Source organism: Streptacidiphilus carbonis, assembly GCF_000787775.1.
Classification (GTDB): Bacteria; Actinomycetota; Actinomycetes; order Streptomycetales; family Streptomycetaceae; genus Streptacidiphilus; species Streptacidiphilus carbonis.
The window spans coordinates 111,547-133,104 of the sequence record NZ_BBPM01000005.1; the positions used below are offsets into that span (position 1 = coordinate 111,547).

At 71.2% G+C, this 21,558-nt stretch carries 15 protein-coding genes; 7 read left to right on the forward strand and 8 right to left on the reverse strand.

Going from position 1 to position 21,558, the window contains the following annotated elements:
• Positions 1 to 268 precede the first annotated feature (268 nt).
• The 5 genes from TR46_RS05585 to TR46_RS05605 form a co-directional block, all read right to left on the reverse strand.
• A complete protein-coding gene (locus TR46_RS05585) occupies positions 269 to 889 on the reverse strand; it encodes an L-threonylcarbamoyladenylate synthase (protein ID WP_042394475.1) in 621 nt (206 codons plus the stop codon).
• A gap of 126 nt (positions 890 to 1,015) precedes the next feature.
• Complete coding sequence (locus TR46_RS05590; protein WP_174505095.1) at positions 1,016 to 3,859, reverse strand: fascin domain-containing protein; 2,844 nt, start codon at positions 3,857 to 3,859, stop codon at positions 1,016 to 1,018.
• 130 nt (positions 3,860 to 3,989) lie between these two features.
• A complete protein-coding gene (locus tag TR46_RS05595) occupies positions 3,990 to 7,985 on the reverse strand; it encodes a glycoside hydrolase family 3 C-terminal domain-containing protein (protein ID WP_201776369.1) in 3,996 nt (1,331 codons plus the stop codon).
• Positions 7,986 to 8,298: 313 nt separating this feature from the next.
• A complete protein-coding gene (locus tag TR46_RS05600; protein ID WP_236655211.1) occupies positions 8,299 to 9,606 on the reverse strand; it encodes an enolase C-terminal domain-like protein in 1,308 nt (435 codons plus the stop codon).
• A 50-nt stretch (positions 9,607 to 9,656) separates the two neighbouring features.
• Positions 9,657 to 10,820 carry a LacI family DNA-binding transcriptional regulator gene (locus tag TR46_RS05605; protein ID WP_042394478.1) on the reverse strand — a complete coding sequence of 388 codons (1,164 nt, stop codon included), beginning with the start codon at positions 10,818 to 10,820 and terminating at the stop codon, positions 9,657 to 9,659.
• A 225-nt stretch (positions 10,821 to 11,045) separates the two neighbouring features.
• Between TR46_RS05605 and TR46_RS05610 the strand changes: the two genes are divergently transcribed.
• The 3 genes from TR46_RS05610 to TR46_RS05620 are packed head-to-tail and all read left to right on the forward strand — an operon-like array spanning position 11,046 to position 14,174.
• Positions 11,046 to 11,927 (forward strand): NAD-dependent epimerase/dehydratase family protein, encoded by an 882-nt coding sequence (locus TR46_RS05610; protein WP_042394481.1) that lies wholly within the window; start codon positions 11,046 to 11,048, stop codon positions 11,925 to 11,927.
• On the forward strand, positions 11,924 to 13,111 hold the full coding sequence (locus tag TR46_RS05615; protein WP_042394484.1) for a Gfo/Idh/MocA family protein: 1,188 nt from the start codon (positions 11,924 to 11,926) through the stop codon (positions 13,109 to 13,111). The genes TR46_RS05610 and TR46_RS05615 overlap by 4 nt, the downstream gene beginning before the upstream one ends.
• A 55-nt stretch (positions 13,112 to 13,166) precedes the next feature.
• Positions 13,167 to 14,174, forward strand: coding sequence for a sugar phosphate isomerase/epimerase family protein (locus TR46_RS05620; RefSeq protein ID WP_042394487.1), 1,008 nt, complete (start codon positions 13,167 to 13,169; stop codon positions 14,172 to 14,174).
• Between the two features lie 32 nt (positions 14,175 to 14,206).
• Here TR46_RS05620 and TR46_RS05625 read toward each other — a convergent pair whose 3' ends face one another.
• Complete coding sequence (locus TR46_RS05625) at positions 14,207 to 14,662, reverse strand: cupin domain-containing protein (protein WP_042394491.1); 456 nt, start codon at positions 14,660 to 14,662, stop codon at positions 14,207 to 14,209.
• A 235-nt stretch (positions 14,663 to 14,897) separates the two neighbouring features.
• Here TR46_RS05625 and TR46_RS05630 point away from each other — a divergent pair, with 235 nt between their 5' ends.
• Positions 14,898 to 16,658, forward strand: a complete 1,761-nt coding sequence (locus tag TR46_RS05630; RefSeq protein ID WP_063770532.1) for a glycoside hydrolase family 27 protein — start codon at positions 14,898 to 14,900, stop codon at positions 16,656 to 16,658.
• A gap of 83 nt (positions 16,659 to 16,741) precedes the next feature.
• Here TR46_RS05630 and TR46_RS05635 read toward each other — a convergent pair whose 3' ends face one another.
• Entirely contained in the window at positions 16,742 to 17,521 is a 780-nt protein-coding gene (locus TR46_RS05635) for a GNAT family N-acetyltransferase (protein WP_042394494.1), read from the reverse strand.
• Between the two features lie 173 nt (positions 17,522 to 17,694).
• On the opposite strand from TR46_RS05635, the gene TR46_RS05640 reads away from it, so the two are divergent.
• Both TR46_RS05640 and TR46_RS05645 read left to right on the forward strand, forming a co-directional pair.
• Positions 17,695 to 18,804: a hypothetical protein gene (locus tag TR46_RS05640; RefSeq protein WP_152626309.1), complete on the forward strand. Its 1,110-nt coding sequence runs from the start codon at positions 17,695 to 17,697 to the stop codon at positions 18,802 to 18,804.
• 26 nt (positions 18,805 to 18,830) lie between these two features.
• Positions 18,831 to 19,460, forward strand: coding sequence for a DedA family protein (locus TR46_RS05645; RefSeq protein ID WP_042394831.1), 630 nt, complete (start codon positions 18,831 to 18,833; stop codon positions 19,458 to 19,460).
• A 125-nt stretch (positions 19,461 to 19,585) separates the two neighbouring features.
• Here TR46_RS05645 and TR46_RS05650 read toward each other — a convergent pair whose 3' ends face one another.
• The gene (locus tag TR46_RS05650; protein ID WP_042394502.1) at positions 19,586 to 20,347 is read right to left on the reverse strand and encodes a dienelactone hydrolase family protein; all 762 of its coding nucleotides are present in this window, start codon (positions 20,345 to 20,347) and stop codon (positions 19,586 to 19,588) included.
• 297 nt (positions 20,348 to 20,644) lie between these two features.
• On the opposite strand from TR46_RS05650, the gene TR46_RS05655 reads away from it, so the two are divergent.
• On the forward strand, positions 20,645 to 21,532 hold the full coding sequence (locus TR46_RS05655) for an SGNH/GDSL hydrolase family protein (protein WP_042394511.1): 888 nt from the start codon (positions 20,645 to 20,647) through the stop codon (positions 21,530 to 21,532).
• The last annotated feature ends 26 nt before the right edge of the window (positions 21,533 to 21,558 follow it).

Genomic DNA, 21,558 nt, shown 5'->3' on the forward strand with positions numbered 1-21,558 from the left:
GGCGAACCTACGAACGGCCCTGATGGTTTGTCAATACGTTGGACGAACTCGGGAACAGAGGCTCCGCCGCGCTCGCGACACCCCTGCACGAGGGCTCGGCGATATCGGCAGGCCACCCTGAGTGACCACTCCTGCTCAATCGGCCCTTCACCCTGCCCCTTGGGGTCCAGACCCCCGGGACGGCGGACCCGCCGCCATTGACTAACCCCAGTCAATGGATTTGGTGTCCGGGGGCGCACCGGCCACTCCTCGTCGGCCTATGCCCGGCTCACTCGAACCGCGTGGCGTCGCCCGCCCCGCGCCGTACGATTTCCGCGTCCCCGTCCGAGAAGTCGATGACCGTGGTCGGCTCGGTACCGCAGTCGCCCGAGTCGAGCACGGCGTCCAGCACATGGTCGAGGCGTTCCTTGATCTCCCAGCCCTGCGTCATCGGCTCGTCCTCGCCGGGCAGCAGCAGCGTGCTGGAGACCAGCGGCTCGCCGAGCTCGGTGAGCAGGGCCTGGGCGACCACATGGTCGGGGATCCGCACCCCCACGGTCCGCTTCTTCGGGTGCAGCAGTTGCCTCGGCACCTCGGAGGTCGCCGGGAGGATGAAGGTGTAACTGCCGGGCGTGGCCGCCTTGATCGCGCGGAACACCTTGTTGTCGATGTGCACGAACTGCCCCAGTTGCGCGAAGTCCCGGCACACCAGGGTGAAGTGGTGACGGTCGTCGAGTTCGCGGATCGTCCGGATCCGGCTGATGCCGTCGCGGTTGCCCAGCCGGCATCCCAGCGCGAAGCACGAGTCCGTCGGGTACGCGACGAGTGCCCCGGACCGGACGAGATCCGCCACACTGCCGATGGTGCGGGGCTGCGGGTTCTCGGGGTGCACATCGAAATACTTGGCCATCCGAGGAGCCTAGGGGATCCCTGGTCGGATTCCCGGCCGCCACGAGGAACGGCCGCGCGGCCGGGTGGGTGGTGATACCGCCGACGGGCCCGATCCGCCGGCGGCATCACCACCCACCGCTTGCCGTCAGTCAGTGATCAGGTCGAACTCCTCCCAGGGGCCGATGGCGGTGCGGTTGGCGATCAGCGGAGCGGCGCCGGCGCTCTCGGCGGTGACGATCTGGTTGTCGGCCAGGGAGCGCAGGCTGATGCTCCCGTCGCCGTTGTGGATGAGCGTGAACGTCTCCCATGAGCCGACGGCCGTACGGTTGGCGATCAGCGGGGAGGCTCCGGCGTTGTCGGCGCACACGTACTCGTTGTTCACATGCGAGCGCAGCGCGATGTTGCCGTTGCCCTCGTCGATCTCGTCGAACTGCTCCCAGGTGCCGATGGCGGTGTTCTTGGCGATCAGCGGGGAGGCGCCGGCGTTGTCGGCGGTGACGATCAGTCCGTTGGCGTGCGCCCGCAGGCTGATCACCGGCGTGCCGGTGGTGGCCCGGTCCAGTCCGATGCTGACGTTGCCCAGGTGCTTGGCGGCCGTGGCCGGGCTGCCGCCGACACCGGCGAACGGCAGTGAGGTGGTCGGTGACCCGGTCGGTTCGACCAGGTAGGACTTGCCCGTCTGGGCCGCGATGGTGAAGGTCGCGTTGCTCTGCGAGGCCAGCACCGTCGCGCCGCCGGCGCCGTCCACCACGGTGACGGCCTGCCCGGGCCAGGGACTGCGCATGGTGATCGGGGAGTTGGAGCCGGAGACGATGGCGACCGTGCTCGGCGTGCCGTTGCTGACCTGCAGGTCGACCTTGGTGTTGTGCTGGATGTACACGGTGCCTTCGCCGGTCCAGTCCGAGGGCCAGGCCGGGGCGATGCGCAGCAGTCCGTCGTAGTCCTGCACGAAGGCCTCGCTGACCGCGGCCGCCAGGACCCCGGACTGCTCGATGTAGGGCTCCGACGCCGCACTGCCGGTGAAGCTCGCCAGGCCGGAGGGGTAGGCCTGGTAGGACTTGGTAGCCGCCAGCAGGTCGTTCTTGACCTCGCTCGCCAGGCCCAGGCGGGCGGCGTCCAGCGGGTCGTTGGACCAGTCGTTGCCGTTGACGTAGCTGCGCGAGGTGTAGGTCCGCTTGGCCAGTGCGGTGAGCGTGCTGCTGTCGCCGATCAGGTTGTAGGGCCAGACCGCTTCCAGGCCCAGGTTCTCGCTGTTGTGCCGGGTCGCGGTGGGCTGGGCCGACAGGCCGATCATGTCGTTGCCGGCTGCGTCGGCCGACGCGGTCAGCAGCTGGGTCTGGGTGGCGGTGTCGGTGCGCGGCACCTGCGGGATCTTGGGAATGGCCGCGTCGAGCTGGGCCACCAGGTCGGAGTCGACGCCGAGGGTCTGTGCGGCCTTCACCGCCACCGGGAAGAGCGCCTGCATGGCGACGATGTCGGTGGTCGGGTCGGTCACGTTCCACTGGGTCTCATGGGCGTTGGCCTGGGTGTGCAGCAGGCCGTCCGAGCCGGTGGTCGCGGCGGAGAGCAGGAACCGGGCGGAGCCGCTGATCAACGGGTAGTCGTTGCTGAGCAGTGTGCGGTCGTCGGTGGCCAGGTACTCCTGCCACACCCACAGGGCGATCTCGGCGCCGCTGGTGAACGTGAGCGAGTTGTAGCTCGGCGCGATGGTGGAGTCGCAGGACGCGTTGCTCTCCCCGCCGGTGTAGTAGCCGTTGCCGTTGAACCGCATCGTCTCGGGGACGCAGAGGCCCTGTTTGCCCGGGACCTTGGACGAGGTCCAGGACGCGATGGCGTTGGCGTTGCTCTCGTAGAGGTTCAGGACCGGATCGTTGAGGCTCGACTCGCCGGCCGACAGGTTCGCCTGGACCTGCATCCTCAGGTTCCAGAACCAGTAGCCGGCCGGGAACCAGTCCTGGTGGTCCTGGGAGAAGTTGAACAGGTCCGCGACGCCGGCCTGGGATCCGGGCACCGCTCCGCCGCGTTCGGCGGCGGCGTCGTAGAGGTAGAGGGTGCGCAGGTTCTCCACGTACTCGCCGGAGCCGTCCGACGACGAGATCTTGATCAGTCCGGCGGTGCTCCAGTAGGTGTGCCACCACGCCAGGTGAGCCGCCGTCAGCGCGGAACCCGCCTTGCCGGTGTCACCGTTGATCACCGAGTTGACGGTGGCCAGGGCGTCGCCCCCGGTCCAGGCGGGGGCTGCGACCACGACCCGGAAGGTGCCGTCGGTGTTGGGGTTGAAGGAGACCTGTGCGGTCAGCGAGTCGGGATTGGAAGCCGCGACGTTGCGGCCGCCGGCGCTGACGCCGGCCAGCGAGCCGAAGGTCTGTCCGGAGGCGCCCTGGCCGCTGTTGTCCACCCAGGTCTCCGCCAGCGCGGCCGTGGCACCGGAGGCCTGGGCCGACGGGCTGCGCCCGCTCCACAGCTTGACCTGCGCGGTCTGGGTGCTGTTCGGGTCCGCTCCGGTGACGTCGACCACCAGTTGCGCGGTGTCGGCGCGCACGTATGCGGTCAGCGTCATGCCTCCGCCGGATTCGTGCAGCATTCCGTCGTAGGGGTCGAGGTAGCCGGCGAAGTCCGCGGCGCCGGTGAGCCTGGACAGTCCCGGGATGACGACTTGGCCGGGGGACTTGCGGTCGGGGAAGGTGTCGGACCGGTTCAGCTGGGCGGTGAAGCCGCCTGCCGCCCACACCGCCGCTCCCAGGGTGCCGTTGCCCAGCGGTACGAACTGGGACGGGCTGGTGTTGGCCTTGCCCAGCACGATGTCCGAGCGGCGCACCACATTGGCGGTGTCGAGTGAGAAACTCCCGTTCTGCCACGCCGTCGTGGCGGTGGCGGCGGTGGCGGCCGCGGCGGGGAACAGCAGCCCGAGTGCGGGTAGGAACAGAGAGAGCAGCAGAGCCGTCAGCACGCGGGCGCGTGGACGGCGCGGTGATCGCGCTGGGGACATTCGATCCTCCTTCGGCGCGCCGGGGCGGCGCGCGCGGCAACGACGGGCGGCGCCCTCCACTGGCGGGACGGGCGTGGACGGACCGCAGCTCGCCCCCCGGCTCAGGGCGGCGCCGGGGCCGGGCCTCTCGTCACGATCCGGTCGCGGGCATCAGCTGGGCCATGTTGAACTCGGCCACGTTCTTGTTGTCGCCGATGCCGCCGCCCCACTCCAGATAGCCGTTGCGCACCCCGGTGTCCACGTTGTTGAACATCGTCGACAGCGAGAACACGGAGTTCGCCACGGCCGGCACCGAGGTGAGGTCGCTCCAGGGCAGCGCCACCTCGTACAGGGTGGTGTGGGCGGCCTCGTCCCTGGTGACGTGGACGGTCGCATCGGTGACCTGTCCGGCTCCCTCGGAGGGGCTGGTCCACCGGTAGAGCTGTGAACCGGCCGGCGTGAGCGCGGCGCCGTACTCGTAGTGCCCGTCGACCGAGTCGCTGCTCACCGCGGCCGACGAACCGGGCACCCCGGGGGTGGCCGCCACCTGCAGGCTGTCGCCCTGCCAGATGTCGGCGCCGGTGAAGGACTGGGAGAAGGACTGCTCGGTCATGTCCGCGGTGATGTACAGGTTGTCGGCGTCCCAGTCGAACCACATCTTCCCGGACAGGTAGGACGGACCGCCGTAGGGCAGCGAGCCGACCAGCGACCCCCAGGTCCCGTCCGCCGTGGTGGCCATGTCCACCGCCGGGCCGTCCTGGACCTGGGCGAGCGTCCATGAACTGCCCAGGCTCCGGTGGGTCACCGGCAGGAAGGTGACGTGCCCGGAGAGGGCCTCCGAGGGCAGGTTGCCGGAGACGACGCTGGTCACCGTCAGGGGATAGCCGGTGGCGAAGCTGATGCCGCTGACGGGCACCGTCACGGTGGCGGACGAGCCCGCCGCGATGGTCGCGCTGACCGACTGGGTGCCCGACAGGCTGCCGAGCTTCCAATTGATCCCCGTGACCGCGGTGGGGGTGTCCGACGGGTTGTCCAGGACGACCTTCAGCTCTCCGGCGGCGGGACCGGTGCCGGTGATCACCGGCGTGGCCTGTTCCGGTGTGGCGCCCGAGGTCACGGTGACCGGGTCGACCGCGCCTTCGCTGTAGGGACCGGCCGCGCCGGTGAAGGCCGTCGTCGCGTCGAGTTCGGTCCGGGTGCCCGGCGCCGCGCTGCTGGGAACGGTCACGCCCCAGCTCGCGGTCGCCCGCTGCCCCGGAGCTACGCTCGCCAGTGACACCGGTGAGGTCGCGGTCACCGTCCAGCCGCTCGGCGCGGACAGGCCGAACCGCAGGTCGCGCACGGGCTTGCTCCCGGTGTTGGTAAAGGTCTCGGTGGCGGTGAAGGTGGTCGCCGGCTTCACCACGGTCGGCGCATGCAGGCCGAAGGCGTCCTGCACCACGATCGGCGTGCTGCCGCTCACCCCGTTCACGGTCACCCGGATCGTCGCCGCACCGGGCGCCTGCGCGGTGACCGTGCCGCTGCCGCTGACGGTTGCGACCCGCGGGTCGCTGCTGGAGTAGCTGACGTGGGCGTGGGACAGGTCGGCGAAGGACTGGTCGTTGTTGACCGCCTCCACGATGTGGTCGGCGCTCGCGTGGTTCTGCTCCCGCGAGGAGTCCGTGTCCGGGGCGATCCACGGGTTGGTGGCGGAGAGGTCCAGGGTCTGACCGGCCGTCAGGTCCACCTGGTCGGGCTGGACGGTGACCGACTGCACCTGGGGCGTGATCGCGCCGTGAACGGTGACACTGCCGGATCCGACCGTCCTGGAGGCGTCGGAGGCGACCCGGAACTGGTAGGCGCCGTCGGCGACGACCTGCTTCAGACTGCCCTCGTCCCAGCTGCTGAGGCTGGAGACCTTGACCGACAGCGTGATGTGCTGGGTCTGCCCCGGTTGCAGCAGTTCGGTCTTCTGGAAGCCGGCGAGCTGCTCGCGAGCGGTGTCGCCGCTCCCCGCTCCCGGGGGCGCCACGTACAGCTGCGCGACCGTGGTCCCGGCAACCGCCCCGGAGTTGGTGACGTCGAAGCCGACCCTTACCGTCCCGTCCGCGGACGTGCTCGCCGGGCCGACCTGGGTGTGGGAGTACGTGAAGGCGGAGTAGGACAGGCCGTAGCCGAACGGATAGGTCGGCGTGCCGGTGAAGTACATGTAGGTGCGGCCGAGTCCGTCGGTCTGGGACGGGGTGAGGCCGTAGTTCGTCATCGCCGCGAGCTGGGCGTCATCGGCGTACCAGGTGAAGTCCAGGTGCCCGGCGGGGTTCTGCTGCCCGAACAGCACCTGCGCGAGCGCCGTGCCCTGGCTCTGCCCGTTGTAGCCGCTGAACACGATCGACGGGAAGTCCTTCTGGGACTGCTGGATCCGGTACGGGCCGTCCGCCTGCATCACCATCGCGGTGCGCGGATTCCCCAGTGCGGCGACCTGGTCGATCAGCGACTCGTAGTTGCCCGGCATGGCCAGGGTGGTCCGGTCGTGCGATTCGTCGGCCACCTGCTGGTCGGAGCCGGCGAACACGACCACCAGTGAGGCGCCCTTGATCGCCGCCTGCGTCGCGGCCGAACACGAAGCCGCCGCGGTGGCCGTGGTGGAGGTGCCGCAGGCGTCGAAGGTCACGGTCGCCGCCGGGTTGGCCGCCTTGACCGCGGAGGTGATCCCCTGGACGGCGCTGACCTGCGTCGTCGGTTCCCCGGAGTATCCGCCGAGGGTCACCTTGCCCGCCAGGTCCCCGACCACGACCACGCTGGACAGCTTGGCCGGGTCCGCCGGCAGCAGCTTCGACGAGGTGCCGACCACGTTGTCGTTCTGGAGCAGGGTGATGTCGTTGGCGGCGACCTTCTCCGCCAGTGCCTGGTGGGCGGGGCTCTCGATCTGCGACTTGGTGATCGAGGTGTAGCCGACCTTGGGCGCCGGGTCGAACTCGCCGGTCTCCATCCGCACCGTGAACAGCTTGGTCAGCGAGGCGTCGAGGACGCCGGTGGACAGCATGCCCAGGGCGAGCGCGGCGTTGATGTTCTGCGTGGTCAACTCGCCACCGGAGCAGTTGAGCTGGGTCCCGGCGCGGATCGAGTAGGCCTGTCCGCCCGCCGCGGCGGAGATCTGCTTGCCGGTGGCCGTCTCGGTCCACGTCGTGCCGTTGGACGTCCAGCCCGGCGGTGCCCAGTCGTGCGAGGAGGACTGGTAGACGTCGCCGATCGCCCCGCAGTCCGAGGTGGTGTACCCGGCGAACCCGTAGGTCGCCTGCAGCAGTTCGTCGGCGGTGTAGGTGTCCGCGGGCGACGGCGTTCCGTTGACCGCGTTGTAGGAGGTCATGATCCCGGAGACGTGCGCGTTCTGCACCAGGTCGGCGAACTGCTTGGTGTAGTAGTCCCGGATGTTGGCGTCGGTGGTGTCGGAGCTGCCGGTGTGCCGGGAGTCCTCGATGTTGTTCAGCGCGTAGTGCTTGGCGGTGGCGGCGACCTTCAGGTACGGGGTCTGCTGCTTCCCGGTGATCGTCTCGCCCTGGTAGCCGTCGACGAACGCGCCCGCCATGGTGGAGGTCAGGTACGGGTCCTCACCGAAGGACTCGTTGGTCCGGCCCCACAGCGGGTCCCGGTCCATGTTGACGTTCGGCGCCCAGAAGGTCAGCGACCCGTAGTCGGACGCCGAAGGGCCGAGGTTGTTCTGCCCGGTCCCCCACAACGACTTGTCGAGGAAGCCGCGGGCCTCGTCGGAGACCGCCGTCGTCTCCTGGTACGTCAGCTGCGGATCCCAGGTCATCGTCGAGGCGAAGTTCACCGGGAAGCTCGTCGCGTGCACCCCGCCGGGGACGCCCCCGCGATCGGTGTCCGCCCCCAGCGTGTTGACGCCGTGCTGGCCCTCGCTCCAGTACGTGTACTCCTGCACCCCGAGGCGCGGTATCGCCGGGGCGCTGTTCGTCTGCAGCTGCGCCACCTTCTCCGGCAGCGTCATCCGCGACACCAGGTCCGCCGCCCGCTCGGCGAAGGAGTAGTGGGTGTTCAGGTAGACCGGCACCCCCGCAGGGGACTGCGTCGTGCCCGCCGCCCGGGCGGTCTGTGCGCCGGACCCAGGACTCGCCTGGGCGACGGCCGGAAGGGCCAGGACGAGGCTCACCGCACACGCGGTGGCCAATAGTCGTGGCATCGGGCGTTTGAGCACCTTCAAGGTTGACTCCTCCGACGTCGTCCGCGGATCTCTTCTCGGGAGGTGTGTCTACAACCCGTCGCGTTATCGACGCAATATGACCGACGGATGTTTCCGGACCCGGTTTCTGACCTGGGAAGACGGCACCACTTTCCTGACCGGAAGCGTCCCGTCCGACTGCGGGTGTAAGTTAATCCGGCTCCACCCGGGGATGCGTCGGCCCGGCAACGTCCGTGGACGATTTGACGCCGCCCCCGAAAATCCTCCGCCGCGGGAATAGCTGTTACGGGGCCTCCAGGCCGCCGTCGGGGCGGCGGACCCGGGTGGACCAGCGCTCGTGCAGGAACTTGACCGGCGGGTGGCGCAGGGCCGCCTTCTCGTCCAGTTCCACGCCCCATCCCGGCAGCTCCGACGGAGTCAGGTAGCCGTCGCGGACGACCGGGGTGCCGGGGAAGACCTCGTGGGTGGCCTCGTTGTAGGTGTGCGACTCCTGGTAGCCGAAGGCCGGGGTGCTGACGTCGACCGCCAGGTTGGCCGCCACGCCGACCGGCGAGATGTCACCGGGTGAGTGGAACGCCGTTCGCACGCCCAGGAGTTCGGCCAGCGCGACCAGTTTGCGGGTGGGGGTCAGCCCGCCCACCGAGGAGGTGTGCAGCCGTAGCAGGTCCACTCCCCCGTCGCGTACCAGTCGCACCGCCTCGGCCGCCGAGCCGAGCTGCTCGCCGACGGCGATCGGCACCGGCGAGGCCTCGCGCACCTCGGGCAGCCGGTCGTAGTGCTCCGGCGGCACCACGTCCTCCAGGAAGGACAGCCGGTACGGCTCCAGCGCCCTGGCGAGCACCACCGCCTGTTTGGGCGTCAGTCTGCTGTGGACGTCGTGCATCAGACTGACCCGGTCGCCCAGGCGCTCCCTGGCGGCGGCGAACAGGGCCGGGGTGGCGGCCAGGTAGTGGTTCACGTCCCAGCCGTCCGGGTGCGGCGAGCGGGGGTAGCCGTTCGGGCTGCCGGGGGCGCCGTAGGTGCCCAGGCCGGGACCGCCCACCTGCAGCCGGACGTGGCGGTAGCCTTCGGCGAGCAGCGCCTCGGCCCGGTCCAGGGTCTCCGCCACGGTGGCTCCGGCCGCGTGCGAGTAGACCTCCACCGCGGCTCGGCTGCGTCCGCCGAGCAGCTCGTGCACGGGCATGCCGGCACGTTTGCCGGCTATGTCCCACAGCGCCTGGTCGACGCCGGACAGCGCGTTGTTGAGCACGGGGCCGCCGCGCCAGTACGAGGAGTAGTGGATCATCCGGGTGATGTCCTCGATGTCCGCCGGATGGCGCCCGACGACCAGCGGTCCGACGTGCTCCTCGACCGCGGCCACGACGGCGGCGTAGCGCTGGGTGAAGGTGGCGCAGCCGAGCCCGTACAGGCCGGGGTCGCTGGTGTCGACGCGGACCACGACCAGCGGGGTGCCTTCGGGGGCGGTGACGACAACGCGCACCCCGGTGACCCGCAGGGCGTCGCGCGCCGGCCAGGGCGGCTGGGCCTGCGGGAGGCCGCCGGTGGCGTCCAGCAGCTGGTCGGCGTGGCGTTCGGCGCGTTCCATGGACATGACAGATCCTCCGGTGTGGTGGGGTGTCGTTCCAGAAGGGTGCTACGGCGTCAGGGCGCTGTCGGCAGCGCGGGCGAGGTACCGGACGGCGTGTCGGCGGCACCGAAGATCCGCAGGTGGGCCCGGGCGGCCTGGCGGGTCCGGACGGTGACCGGGACGACCATCAGTTCGGTGCCGGTGTCTGGCCCGTCGTCACTGATGCGCCGGTGCAGCAGGTGCATGGCCCGCCGGCCCATCTCCCGGGAGGGAAGCGAGACGGCCGCGGCGGTCAGCGGGAGCACGTCGAAGGGACCGGCGTCGTCCATTCCGGCCAGGTCGACGTCGCCGGGGATCCGGAAGCCCAGCGCCAGCAGCGCCTGGGCTGCCTCCGCCAGTACGTAGCCGTTGGCGCAGATCAGGACAGTGGGCGGCCGGGGGCCGCGCAGCAGGTCGGCCAGCAGGGCCTGCCGCCGCTCGGTCGCGAGGGCGCCGAAGGGGCGAAGCACCGTCAGGTCGGGCCGGACGGTGATGCCGTGGCTGCGCAATGCGTCGATGTGCCCGGCGAGGCGGTCGCGGACGCTGGTGACGGTGGTCTCGTCCCACAGCGTGGCCATGGTGCGGTGCCCCGCGGCGATCAGTGCCTCGGTGAGCCGTCGTCCGGCGCCGACGTTGTCGGCGACGACTGCGTCGGTGGCGAGGTCGGGCCGGTAGCGGTCCACCAGCACCAGCGGGACCCCGCGGCCGAGCAGCCCGGTGTAGGCCGATTCCGGGGCGCCGTCCTGGGCGGGGTAGACGATGACGCCGTCGGCCCGGTGGTCGAGGGCGTCGAGCAGGGCCCTCTCCTCGCGCCGGGGGTCGCCCTCGCAGTGGGTGAGGTAGAGCCGGTAGCCCAGCTCGGCACAGGTCGCCTCGATGCCGGCGAGCAACTGGGACACGTGCGGGCCCTGGAACTGGAGCACGCAGGAGATGGACCCCCCGGCCTGCAGCGGTCGGCGCAGCGGCCGCTCGGCGACGAAGGTGCCACTGCCGCGGCGGCGCACCACATAGCCTTCGGCGGCCAGATCGTTGAGTGCGCGCACGGCCGTGGCGTGGCTGACCCCGAAGCGCTCGCAGATCTGACGCTGGGTCACGAAGGGTGCCCCGGGCGAGTAATCGCCCGACCCGATCGCCTGCAGGAGCTCGCGTTTGACCTGCTGGTACAGGGGGACGCGGGAACTACCCTCTTCCGCCGCCATCCACGATCGACCTCCTCGACCTCCCGCCGGCTCGATCGGAGCCGGCTCCAACGTCGCCAAGTTAACAGGTCAACTCGCCGGTTGACAGCCGTCCGGTTGGACATCGCACGCACTGCGGAACCTATTGACATGTCAAATCCGGCGTACTTATGGTCTGGAGGCCTGGCCGGAGCGCTCAAGGGCTGACCGGGCCCGGACGCCCGGGCCCCGGAAAGGAACACAGACGTGAGAGTCCTGGTCACCGGAGCCGGCGGAACCCTCGGCAGCGAGGTGGTCGCGCACCTGACCGCGCTCGGCTGGAGCGTCCGCGCCCACGACCGAACCCCGCCCCAGGAAGCCGCCCCCGGCCCCGCCGCAGCCGCCGAGACGGCCTGCGGCGAACTGCTCGACCCCGGACATGCTCGCACCGTCGTCTCCGGCATGGACGCGGTGGTGCACGCCGCCGCGCTGCCCTCCCCCGGGGCCGGCACCGAGCAGGAGGTGTTCTCCAACAACGTCATGGCCGCCTACCAGGTCCTGGGCGCGGCCGGGCGGGCCGGAGTGCCGAGGATCGTCTACGTCTCCAGCCTGTCCGCCCTGGGCATGGCCTGGTCGGTCCAGGACCGCTCCCCCACCGAGATCCCCGTGACGGAGGCTCACCCCTGTCTCGCCGAGGACGTCTACGGCCTCTCCAAGCGCCTCGGCGAGCTGATCGCGGAAACCGTCTCCAGGCGCTGGGGCAGCACCGTGGTCAGCCTGCGCTTCCCCTTCCTGGGCAGCGGGGACCGGCTGCGCGCACACCTGCGCCACGTACAGGCGGACCCCGGCCGGGACCGGGGCGCGCTGTGGTCCTGGCTGGACACCCGCGACGCCGCGCGCGGCATCGCCGCGGCGCTGACCCGGCCGCTGACCGGACACCACCTGATCAACCTGGTGGCACCCGACACCACCGCCACCCGGCCCACCCGCGAACTGCTCGCCCGCTACCACCCCTCGGCCCCCCTCGACCACGCCCCCGACGGTTTCGGCACCCCTTACGCCACCGGTCCGGCCACCCGGCTGCTCGGATTCACCACCATCCACGGCTGGCGGCAGGGCGCCGCCCGCCAGGAGGAGACCAGCTCATGACGACCCCTCAGCGGCAGTCCCTGCGCGTCGGCATGGTCGGCTACGCCTTCATGGGCGCCGCGCACTCCCAGGCGTGGCGCAACGCGGCCCGGTTCTTCGACCTGCCACTGCGACCCGAACTCGCGGTGCTCTGCGGCCGCTCGGAGCGGGCGGTGCGGGCGGCCGCCGACACCCAGGGCTGGTCGGACTGGGAGACGGACTGGAAGCGGTTGGTCGCCCGCGACGACATCGACGTCGTGGACATCTGCACCCCGGGCGACAGCCATGCCGAGATCGCCCTCGCGGCACTGGCCGCGGGCAAGCATGTGCTGTGCGAGAAGCCGCTGGCCAACACCACCGAACAGGCCCGGACGATGACCGCGGCCGCCGAGGAGGCCTCCCGCCGCGGCCGGCGCTCCATGGTGGGCTTCAACTACCGGCGCGTCCCGGCCCTGGCGCTCGCCCGGCAGTTGATCGCGGACGGCCGACTGGGCACCGTCCACCAGGTGCGCGCCCAGTACCTGCAGGACTGGATCGTCGACCCGGACTTCCCCCTGGTCTGGCGGCTGCAGGCGGACCGGGCCGGATCCGGCGCCCTCGGCGACCTGGGCGCGCACAGCATCGACCTGGCCCAGTACCTGACCGGTCAGCACATCGTCGGCGTCAGCGGGCTGCTGCAGACCTTCGTGCCGGAGCGGCCGCTGCCGGAGGCGTCCACCGGCCTGTCCGCCTCGGGCGGTACCGGACGCGGCGCGGTCACCGTGGACGACGCCGCGCTGTTCACCGCGCGCTTCGACGGCGGCGCGGTCGGCGTCTTCGAAGCCACCCGCTTCGCCACCGGGCACAAGAACGCGATGCGGATCGAGGTCAGCGGCTCACACGGCAGCCTCGCCTTCGACTGCGAGTCCCTCAACGAGCTCTCCTTCCACGACCGGGCCGAGGACCCGCGGACCGCGGGCTTCCGCCGGATCCTGGTCACCGAACCGAACCACCCCTACATGTCCGCCTGGTGGCCGCCGGGCCACCTCATCGGCTACGAGCACAGCTTCACCCACCAGGTGAAGGACTTCGTCGAAGCCGTGGCGGCGGGCACCGACCCCGCGCCCTCGTTCGCCGACGGGCTCCAGGTCCAGCGGGTGCTCGCCGCCGTCACCGACAGCGCCGCGGCCGACAGCGTCTGGACGGCCGTCCACGACGGCAGGTGAACCGGCGCCAGCCCCCCAGCCCCCACCCGCCCCGCAACGGAAAGGCACACCGACCATGCCCCGACCCGTCACCCTCTTCACCGGCCAGTGGGCCGACCTCCCGCTTGAGGAAGTCTGCCGCCTGGCCTCCGACTGGGGCTACGACGGCCTGGAACTCGCCTGCTGGGGCGACCACTTCGACGTCCCCCGGGCCCTGGCCGACGACTCCTACCTGCCCGCCCTGCGCGCCACCCTGGACCGGTACGGTCTGCGGGTCTGGACCGTCTCCTGCCATCTGACCAGCCAGGCCGTCTGCGACCACCCGATCGACGAGCGCCACCGCGGCATCCTGCCCGACCGCGTCTGGGGCGACGGCGAGCCCGAGGGCGTACGGCAGCGGGCCGCCGAGGAGATCAAGGACACCGCGCGCGCCGCCGCCAGGTTCGGCGTCGACACCGTGGTCGGCTTCACCGGCTCGTCCATCTGGCACACCGTCGCCATGTTCCCCCCGGTGCCGCCGGAGATGATCGAGCGCGGCTTCACCGACTTCGCCGAGCGCTGGAACCCCATCCTCGACGTCTTCGACGAGGTCGGCATCCGGTACGCGCACGAGGTCCACCCCAGCGAGATCGCCTACGACTACTGGACCACCCAGCGCGCGCTGGACGCGATCGGCCACCGGCCCGCCTTCGGCCTCAACTTCGACCCGAGCCACTTCGTCTGGCAGGACCTCGACCCGGTCGGCTTCCTGTACGACTTCCGCGAGCGCATCTACCACGTCGACTGCAAGGAGTCCGTCAAGCGGTTCAACGGCCGCAACGGCCGCCTGGGCTCGCACCTGCCCTGGGGCGACCCGCGGCGCGGCTGGGACTTCGTCTCCACCGGCCACGGCGACGTCCCGTGGGAGGCGTGCTTCCGGATGCTCAACTCCATCGGCTACGAAGGACCGGTCTCCGTCGAATGGGAGGACGCGGGCATGGACCGCCTGGTCGGCGCCCCCGCCGCGCTCGCCCTGGTCCGCGAGCTCACCCGGATCGAGCCTCCGGCCGCCTCCTTCGACGCCGCCTTCAGCCAGGGCTCCTGACCCGGCGGCACCGGCGCGGCCCGCGCCGCGTCTCACGCGTCGGCGTCGGGGTCCGCCAGGGCGAAGTCGGCGTAGTCGAAGCCGGGGGCGACGACGCAGCTGACCAGGACGGGCTGGTCGGCGGCGGGTTCGGCGGCCTGCCAGGTCCCGGCGGGCACCAGGAGTTGGGGCCGTTCGCCGTACTCCACCGCGGGGCCGAGGACGTCCTCGGTCGCGGTGGCGGCATCCGGCGTGTCGCCGGTGCCGCCCAGGCGCAGCAGCAGCGGGCCGCCGCGGTGCCACAGCCACATCTCGTCCGAGCGCACCCGGTGCCAGCGGGAGGCCTCACCTGGGTGGAGCAGGAAGTAGATGCCCGTGGCGAAGGCCCGCGGACCCGGGTACCCGTCCGGCACGACCGTGCCGGAGGTCTGCCAGGTCTCGCGGAACCAGCCGCCCTCGACATGGGGCTCCAGGCCGAGCAGGCCCACCAGCGGGGAGACATCGGTCATGGGCCGATCGTAAGTCCTGTAACCGTCGCGACCGACTCAAAGCGAGATCATAATCAAACAATTCAGAGAGATGCTTCGCTCACTCTGCAACATATATTGACTTTGTGTTGGCTCTGAGGTTGAGTTCCAGTCGCCTCGAACATGACAGGGCGACAGGTGCGGTTCCAGCCCCCGCTCTGTCCGCAGGCTCCGATCGGCACGTCCCCCACCCAGGTGCACCGCGAACGGAGACAACATGCGCACAGGGACCCCGCTCAGCACCGACCGAAGAGTCCGAAAGATCCTCGCTGTACTGGCCGCGGTCGCGGCGGCCCTCGCCATGGCCGTGCTGCCCGCGCCCCGGGCCCACGCCGAATCCAACGGGGTCGGCCTGACCCCGGCGCTGGGCTGGAGCAGTTGGAGCTATGTGCGGCACTCCCCCACCGCCGCGGTGATAGACGCCCAGGCCGACGCGATGAAGAACAGCGGCCTGGCCGCGGTCGGCTACCAGTACGTCAACATCGACGACTTCTGGTACCAGTGCCCCGGCAGCCAGGGGCCGGCGGTGGACCAGTACGGCCGCTGGGCGACCAACACCTCCACGTTCCCGTCCTCCGGGTCCACCGACGGGATCGCCGTGGTGGCGTCCCATGTGCACGCCGACGGCCTGAAGTTCGGCATCTACGTCACCCCCGGGATCTCCAAGCAGGCCGTCGCCCGGAACACCGCGATCCAGGGCACCGGTTACCACGCCGACGACATCGCCACCAGCAGCTCGGAGGCCAACTACAACTGCGGCGGAATGGTCGGGATCGACTACAGCAAGCCCGGCGCGCAGGCCTTCATCAACTCCTGGGCCAACGAGTTCGCCTCCTGGGGCGTTGACTACGTCAAGATCGACGGGGTCGGCACCGGCGACGTCGGCGACGTCCAGGCCTGGTCGACCGCGCTGCAGCAGAGCGGCCGGCCGATCCACCTGGAACTGTCCAACAACCTGGCCATCGGCAGCGCCGGCACCTGGGCGCAGTACTCCAACGGCTGGCGCACCGGTGGTGACGTCGAGTGCTACTGCGGCTCGAACGGCAGCAGCTATCCGCTCACCGACTGGGGCAACATCCAGCAGCGCTACGCACAGGTCGCCGCCTGGCAGCCCTACGGGGGACCCGGGGCGTTCAACGACTACGACTCGATCGAGGTCGGCAACGGCTCCAACGACGGGTTGACCGCGGCGGAGCGCCAGTCGCAGCTCAGCCTCTGGGCCATGGCGGCCTCCCCGCTGATCCTGGGCACCGACCTGACCAACCTGGACTCGACCGACCTGGGCTACCTGAAGAACAAGGCCGTGCTCGCCGTGGACCAGGACGCCATCGACGCCTCACGCATCGTCAGCAACGGCAACCAGCAGGTGTTCAGCAAGACCGAGGCCGACGGCAGCGTGATCCTCGGCCTGTTCAACTACTCGGGCAGCAGCAGCCAGACCGTCAGCGTCAACCTGGCCGCGGCCGGCATCACCGGCTCGCCCAATGCCACCGACCTGTGGACCGGCTCGTCGATCGGCGCCATCAGCGGGACCTACAGCGTCACCCTCGCACCCGGAGCCGTCCAACTGCTGCGGACCCCGGCCGGAACCAGCGCCGCGACCGAGTACGTGAGCGCCGCCTCGGGCCGCTGCCTGGACGACCCCAACGCCAACACCACCCCCGGCACCCTCCAGGAGATCTGGGACTGCCACCATGGAGCGAACCAGGAGTGGACCTACTCCGGCGGCACGCTGCGCTCGCTGGGCCTGTGCCTGGACGCCTTCAACCAGGGCACCACCGCGGGCACCAAGGTCGATCTGTTCAACTGCAACGGCCAGAGCAACCAGCAGTGGACCGAGAACAGCAACGGGACCATCACCGGCGTGCAGTCCGGGCTGTGCCTGGACGTCACCGGCGGTGGCGCCGGCGCCAACGGGACCGGGGTCGAGCTGTGGACCTGCAACGGCGGCAGCAACCAGAAGTGGACCAAGGCCTGACGCCGTGCCAGTCCCCGGCCGCCTCCGTCCCGTCCTGCCCCGCGCCAAGGGGCGGGACGGGACGGGGGCGACGCCGGCCGCGCTCAGGCGACCGGCTCCGCGACGGGAACCCGGACGCCGGTGAACTGCGTGCGCCGCCGCAGCCGGAAGCCCAGCGACCGGTACAGCCGGATCGCATCGGTGTTGCCCGCCGCCGCGTGCATGAAGGGCGTCTCTCCGCGCTCGCGGATCCCGGCCGCGACGGCCAGCACCAGCCGCGTCGCCAGACCCTGCCCGCGGTACCGCTCGTCGGTGCAGACCGCGCTGATCTCCGTCCACCCCGGCGGGTGCAGCCGCTCCCCCGCCATCGCCACCAGCCTGCCGCCTCGTCGGATGCCCAGATAGCTGCCGAGTTCGATGGTGCGCGGCAGGAACGGGCCGGGCTGGGCGCGGGCCACCAGCTCCAACATCTCCGGCACGTCGTCCGGGCCCAGCCTGACCGCCTCGGGATCGTCGGCGGCGGCCACACCGTCGTCCACCAGTTGCACCCCCTCGCCGCTCATGACGGTCTCCCAGTCGGGCGGCGGCGTCCCCCGCATCCCGGCTACCGCCACCACCGCGCCGGGGCCGAACAGTGCCGCCACGTCCTGCCAGGTGGACTCGTCCACCACCTCGGGCAGCGCGGTGAACGGGGAGACGTCGGCCGGGTAGCGCAGCACCTCGCCGCGGCGTTCGGCGAAGCGGGCGTGCGGACCCAGCAGCGCGGCCCGCGCCGGGTTGTCCAAGGGGTGCATGTGAGGGTGGGGGTGTGCCTCGGAGGCCGCGTCCGGCAGGTCCGGAACCGCCCCGGCCCGGTCCTCGGCCTCCGCATAGGGCTGCGACATGCGCGTTCTTTCCTCGATCCGAGTCGTTGCCTGTCCCCGTGCACTCCATCGTCCACCGCTGCTGTTAAGCGAGTACGACAGCAGTGTGTCGCCGGGGCCGCCGTGGCCTTCGATAGCCTGGTCCCGGAAACCGTCCGGACCGGTCCGGACGCGGCGCGCCACGGGGGGACGCCATGAGCAGTGCCTGGAGCATGGCCACCACCAGTCTGGGGCGTCGCCTGCGCTCCGTGCGCCGCTATCGATGGTGGGCGCTGCAGCTACTGGTCGCAGTCCCCGGGGTGGTCCTGGCCATCCAGGACACCGGGGGCCCCGACAGCAGCCACCTCGCCAAGCTGTGGCACGACGCCTCCCTCTTCTTCTTCGTCCTGGCCGTGACCCTGCGGGCCTGGCGCGCACCCGAGGAGGGCACCGCCGACGTGCTGCGCTTCCGGCTGCTGCACCGGAAGGTCGCCTGGCGGGCCTTCGCCGTCCTGCTGCTCTGCGCCTGCCTGGCGCTCACCGCCGACCGCTGGTTCACCTGGCGGGGCGATCCGCCCGTCGCCCGGGACTGGTCCACCGCCGCCGTGCTGCTGCTCTGGCTGGCCGTAGCAACCAGGCTGGTCGAACCGCTGGTGTGGCTGCTGTGGCCGCTGGAGCTCCGCCGCAGCGTGCGGCTGGCGAAGCTGGCCGAGGACGCGGCCAGGGCCGCCGCACGCAGCTCCCGCCGAGCCGTCGCCCCGCCGGAGATCTTCCCGGACCAGGGGGCTTTCGGGCGCACCCGCGCGACCTATCAGTCCCACGGCGGACCGCCCTCGCACGAACCCCGGTCGGTCGCCGCCGGGACGGCGGACAACGCGTTCTCGCCACGCAACCGCAACCGCAACCGCAACCGGGACCCGCGCCCTGCCGCACCGGTACTCCACTGGGACGGACGCAGGCTCGCCTGGACCGACACCCGCGGCCGCACCCACACCATCCCGGTCCAGGACAGACCCGCGCTCAAGGGCAGCGTCGACCGGCGGGTGCGACCGGTCACCGAGATGGTCTGGCTGCTCCACACCGGGGCCCGCACCGGACCGGCCGGCCGGCTGGTGCTGCTGGACGACAAGGGCTACCGCTTCCTGGTGCTGCACAGCAACCGACGCAGCTTCGGCCCCTGCGCCGACCTCGCCGAGGCAGTGGGCGTCCCCTTCGCCGCCTACCGGATAGGCGGCGACGCACAGGCCTTCCGTACCCTGCTCGACTCCCTCTTCCCGCCCCGCGGCCGGGTGCTGGAGCTGCGCACTGATCCACACAGTTGTTAACGTTGGCGGGTGACCGGAACCCCGCCGTGAGCGCGGCCCAGCTCGCGGTGGATCCCACCAGCGGGTCGTCGCTGCTGGCGTCCTTCGGGGCGCTGGCCGTCCTGGTGGTGACCTTCGCCGAGGCCGGGCTGCTGGTCATCGGCTTCTTCGTGCCCGGGGACACCCTGCTCTTCCCGGCCGGGGTGCTCTGCGCCACCGCGTCGGGCGCTGGACCGCACCTGACGCTCTGGCAGGTCCTGCTGGGCGCGGCGGCGGGGTCGATCCTCGGCACCCAGTTCAGCTACTACCTGGGCCGGCACGGCGGCAGACCGGCCCTGGAACGGGTCGACAACCGCCGGCTGAAGTCCGTGCTGGAGCGCAGCGAGGACCTGCTGACCCGCTACGGCCGACGCAAGGCCATCGTCATCGGCCGCTTCGTACCCATGGTGCGCAGCGTGCTGGGACCTGCCGCGGGAATGCTGGGGGTCCCGGTGCGCACCTTCACCGTGTGGCAGGTCGTCGGCGGTCTGGCCTGGACCCAGAGCATGGTGCTGCTGGGCTTCTGGCTGGGGGCCGCGGTGCCCGGGGCCGAGGACTACCTGCTGCCCCTGGTCGCCGCGGTCGTGGCGGTCTCGATGCTCCCGGTCCTGCTGCAGCGCCGACGCCCGCGTCCCTGAGGCGGCGAAGCCCGGCGCGGTCGTACGTCCCACCCGGATCAGCCGCGGCCCCGACGGGCAGCTGACGGTGCGCCGCGAGCTGCTGGGGGAGGCCGCGGCGGGCCCGCATTCGGCGCAATCCGCGGTCAGCCGCGCAGCGTTCGGTCGAACAGGTCGAGCAGGGCGGCCCAGTGACGCTCCGTCGCCTCCTCGTCGAAGTCCGAGGTGTCGGACTGGGTGTAGCCGTGGCCCGCACCCTGGTACACCTCGCAGCGATGGGTGACACCGGCGTCGGTGAGCGCCTTCTCCAGGCGCTCCTGCTGCTCGGGCGGCATCGACTGGTCCTGGTCGGCATGGCCGAAGTACGCCTCCGCCGTCATCGTGGCGGCGGCCAGGTGGGGGCTGTCGGGCTGGTCCGTGGCCAGCCGGCCGCCGTGGAAACCGCCGACAGCGGCCACCCGGTCGGGGTAGGCGCCGGCGGTGTGCAGGGCGAGCCGCGCGCCCATGCAGTAGCCGGACACCCCGACCGGGCCGTCCGCTACCTGCGGGGAGTCCGCGAGCCAGCCGAGGTAGGCGTGCGCGTCGGCGACCACCAGATCCGGTGTCAGGCCCTGCATCAGCGGCATCAGCTGGGCGAACAGGGCACCTCGGTTGTCGTGGTCGATGTACGCGGGGAGCGGCACCACCGGGGCGGGGCCCGCGCGGTGGAAGACGTTGGGCACCAGGACGGCGTAGCCCTCCGCGGCCAGCCGGTCGGCCATCGCGTTGAGCGCCGGGCGCGGGCCGAACGCGTCCTGGTAGAGCAGCACGGCGGGGTGGCGCGCGTCGCCCTCGGGGTGGGCGAAGTAGGCGTCCGCCATGCCGTCCTGGGTCGGGATTTCCACGGTGCTGCCGTGCACGGCCGTCATGTCCGGGTCCTGCCTTCCAATGGGGTGCGACTTCCTTGGTCCACCCTCTCACCCAGCGGAGCCGCGACTTCTACTCCCCCGCCGAGACCGCCCGCTGCACCAGTCATGTCAGAAGCCTTGCCAAGGTTCTGACTGGTCGGTAACTTCCCGATCGGTAACTTAGCCGCAACCCCCACGACACGTGCCGGATCCCGGGCATCCCCGTGCCCCGCGCCACCCCACCGGCGCCGTTCGGCCGCAGCGCAGCGCTGCCCGCACCGCATGCACGGACCCACCCCCACGCTCAAGGAGACCCGCATGCCGATCCGTACCCGATCCCGCCGCGGGCGACTCGCCGTCCTCGCCGTCGCCGCCGCGATGACCGGCGGACTCGCCCTCGCCGCGCCGGCGCAGGCGTCGACGAGCAGCTCCATCAACTACGTTGCCATGGGCGACAGTTACAGCGCCGGCTCGGGCGTGCTCCCGCTGGACCTCAGCGCACCGCTGGAGTGCGCCAGATCGACGGCGGACTACCCGCACGACCTCGCCGCCCGGATCGGGGCCGACCTCACCGATGTGACCTGCGGCGGTGCGCAGACCGGCGACTTCGCCGGCTCGCAGTACCCCGGTGTCGCGCCGCAGCTCAACGCGCTCAGCACCAGCACGGACCTGGTCACGATGACCATCGGCGGCAACGACAACAACACCTTCATCGACGCCATCCTCGCCTGCGGCTCAGCCGGTGCGCTGACCCTCGGCTTCGGCCACCCGTGCGCGACGCTCTACGGGGCCGGCTTCGACAACTCGATCGACTCCACCACCTATCCGGCACTGGTCGCCGCCCTGACCGCGGTGAGAGCCAAGGCCCCGAACGCGCGCGTGGCCATCCTCGGCTACCCCTGGATCGTGCCGGCCACCGCCGTCCCGGGCTGCTTCGCCAAACTGCCCATCGCCGCCGGCGACATCCCCTACCTGCGCGAGCTGGAAGGCCACCTCAACGCCGCCGTACAGCGCGCGGCGCAAGCCACCGGCGCCACGTACGTCGACATGTCGGCCGTCTCCGACGGACACGACGCCTGCCGGCCGATCGGCACCCGCTGGATCGAACCGCTGCTCTTCGGGACGAACTACGTGCCCGTCCACCCGAACGCCCTGGGTGAGAGCAGGATGGCGGACCAGGTCGCCGACGTCGTCGGTATGGGCTGAGCCGGAGCCCGGGGGCGGGCGGGATC

Excerpts from the sequence above, each read along its gene's own strand:
- TR46_RS05615 (WP_042394484.1), top strand. The coding sequence starts at position 11,924 with ATGACGACCCCTCAGCGGCAGTCCCTGCGCGTCGGCATGGTCGGCTAC.
- TR46_RS05620 (WP_042394487.1), top strand. The coding sequence starts at position 13,167 with ATGCCCCGACCCGTCACCCTCTTCACCGGCCAGTGGGCCGACCTCCCG.
- TR46_RS05650 (WP_042394502.1), bottom strand. The coding sequence starts at position 20,347 with ATGACGGCCGTGCACGGCAGCACCGTGGAAATCCCGACCCAGGACGGC.
- TR46_RS05635 (WP_042394494.1), bottom strand. The coding sequence starts at position 17,521 with ATGTCGCAGCCCTATGCGGAGGCCGAGGACCGGGCCGGGGCGGTTCCG.
- TR46_RS05585 (WP_042394475.1), bottom strand. The coding sequence starts at position 889 with ATGGCCAAGTATTTCGATGTGCACCCCGAGAACCCGCAGCCCCGCACC.
- TR46_RS05600 (WP_236655211.1), bottom strand. The coding sequence starts at position 9,606 with ATGTCCATGGAACGCGCCGAACGCCACGCCGACCAGCTGCTGGACGCC.
- TR46_RS05655 (WP_042394511.1), top strand. The coding sequence starts at position 20,645 with ATGCCGATCCGTACCCGATCCCGCCGCGGGCGACTCGCCGTCCTCGCC.
- TR46_RS05640 (WP_152626309.1), top strand. The coding sequence starts at position 17,695 with ATGAGCAGTGCCTGGAGCATGGCCACCACCAGTCTGGGGCGTCGCCTG.
- TR46_RS05625 (WP_042394491.1), bottom strand. The coding sequence starts at position 14,662 with ATGACCGATGTCTCCCCGCTGGTGGGCCTGCTCGGCCTGGAGCCCCAT.
- TR46_RS05605 (WP_042394478.1), bottom strand. The coding sequence starts at position 10,820 with ATGGCGGCGGAAGAGGGTAGTTCCCGCGTCCCCCTGTACCAGCAGGTC.
- TR46_RS05630 (WP_063770532.1), top strand. The coding sequence starts at position 14,898 with ATGCGCACAGGGACCCCGCTCAGCACCGACCGAAGAGTCCGAAAGATC.
- TR46_RS05590 (WP_174505095.1), bottom strand. The coding sequence starts at position 3,859 with ATGTCCCCAGCGCGATCACCGCGCCGTCCACGCGCCCGCGTGCTGACG.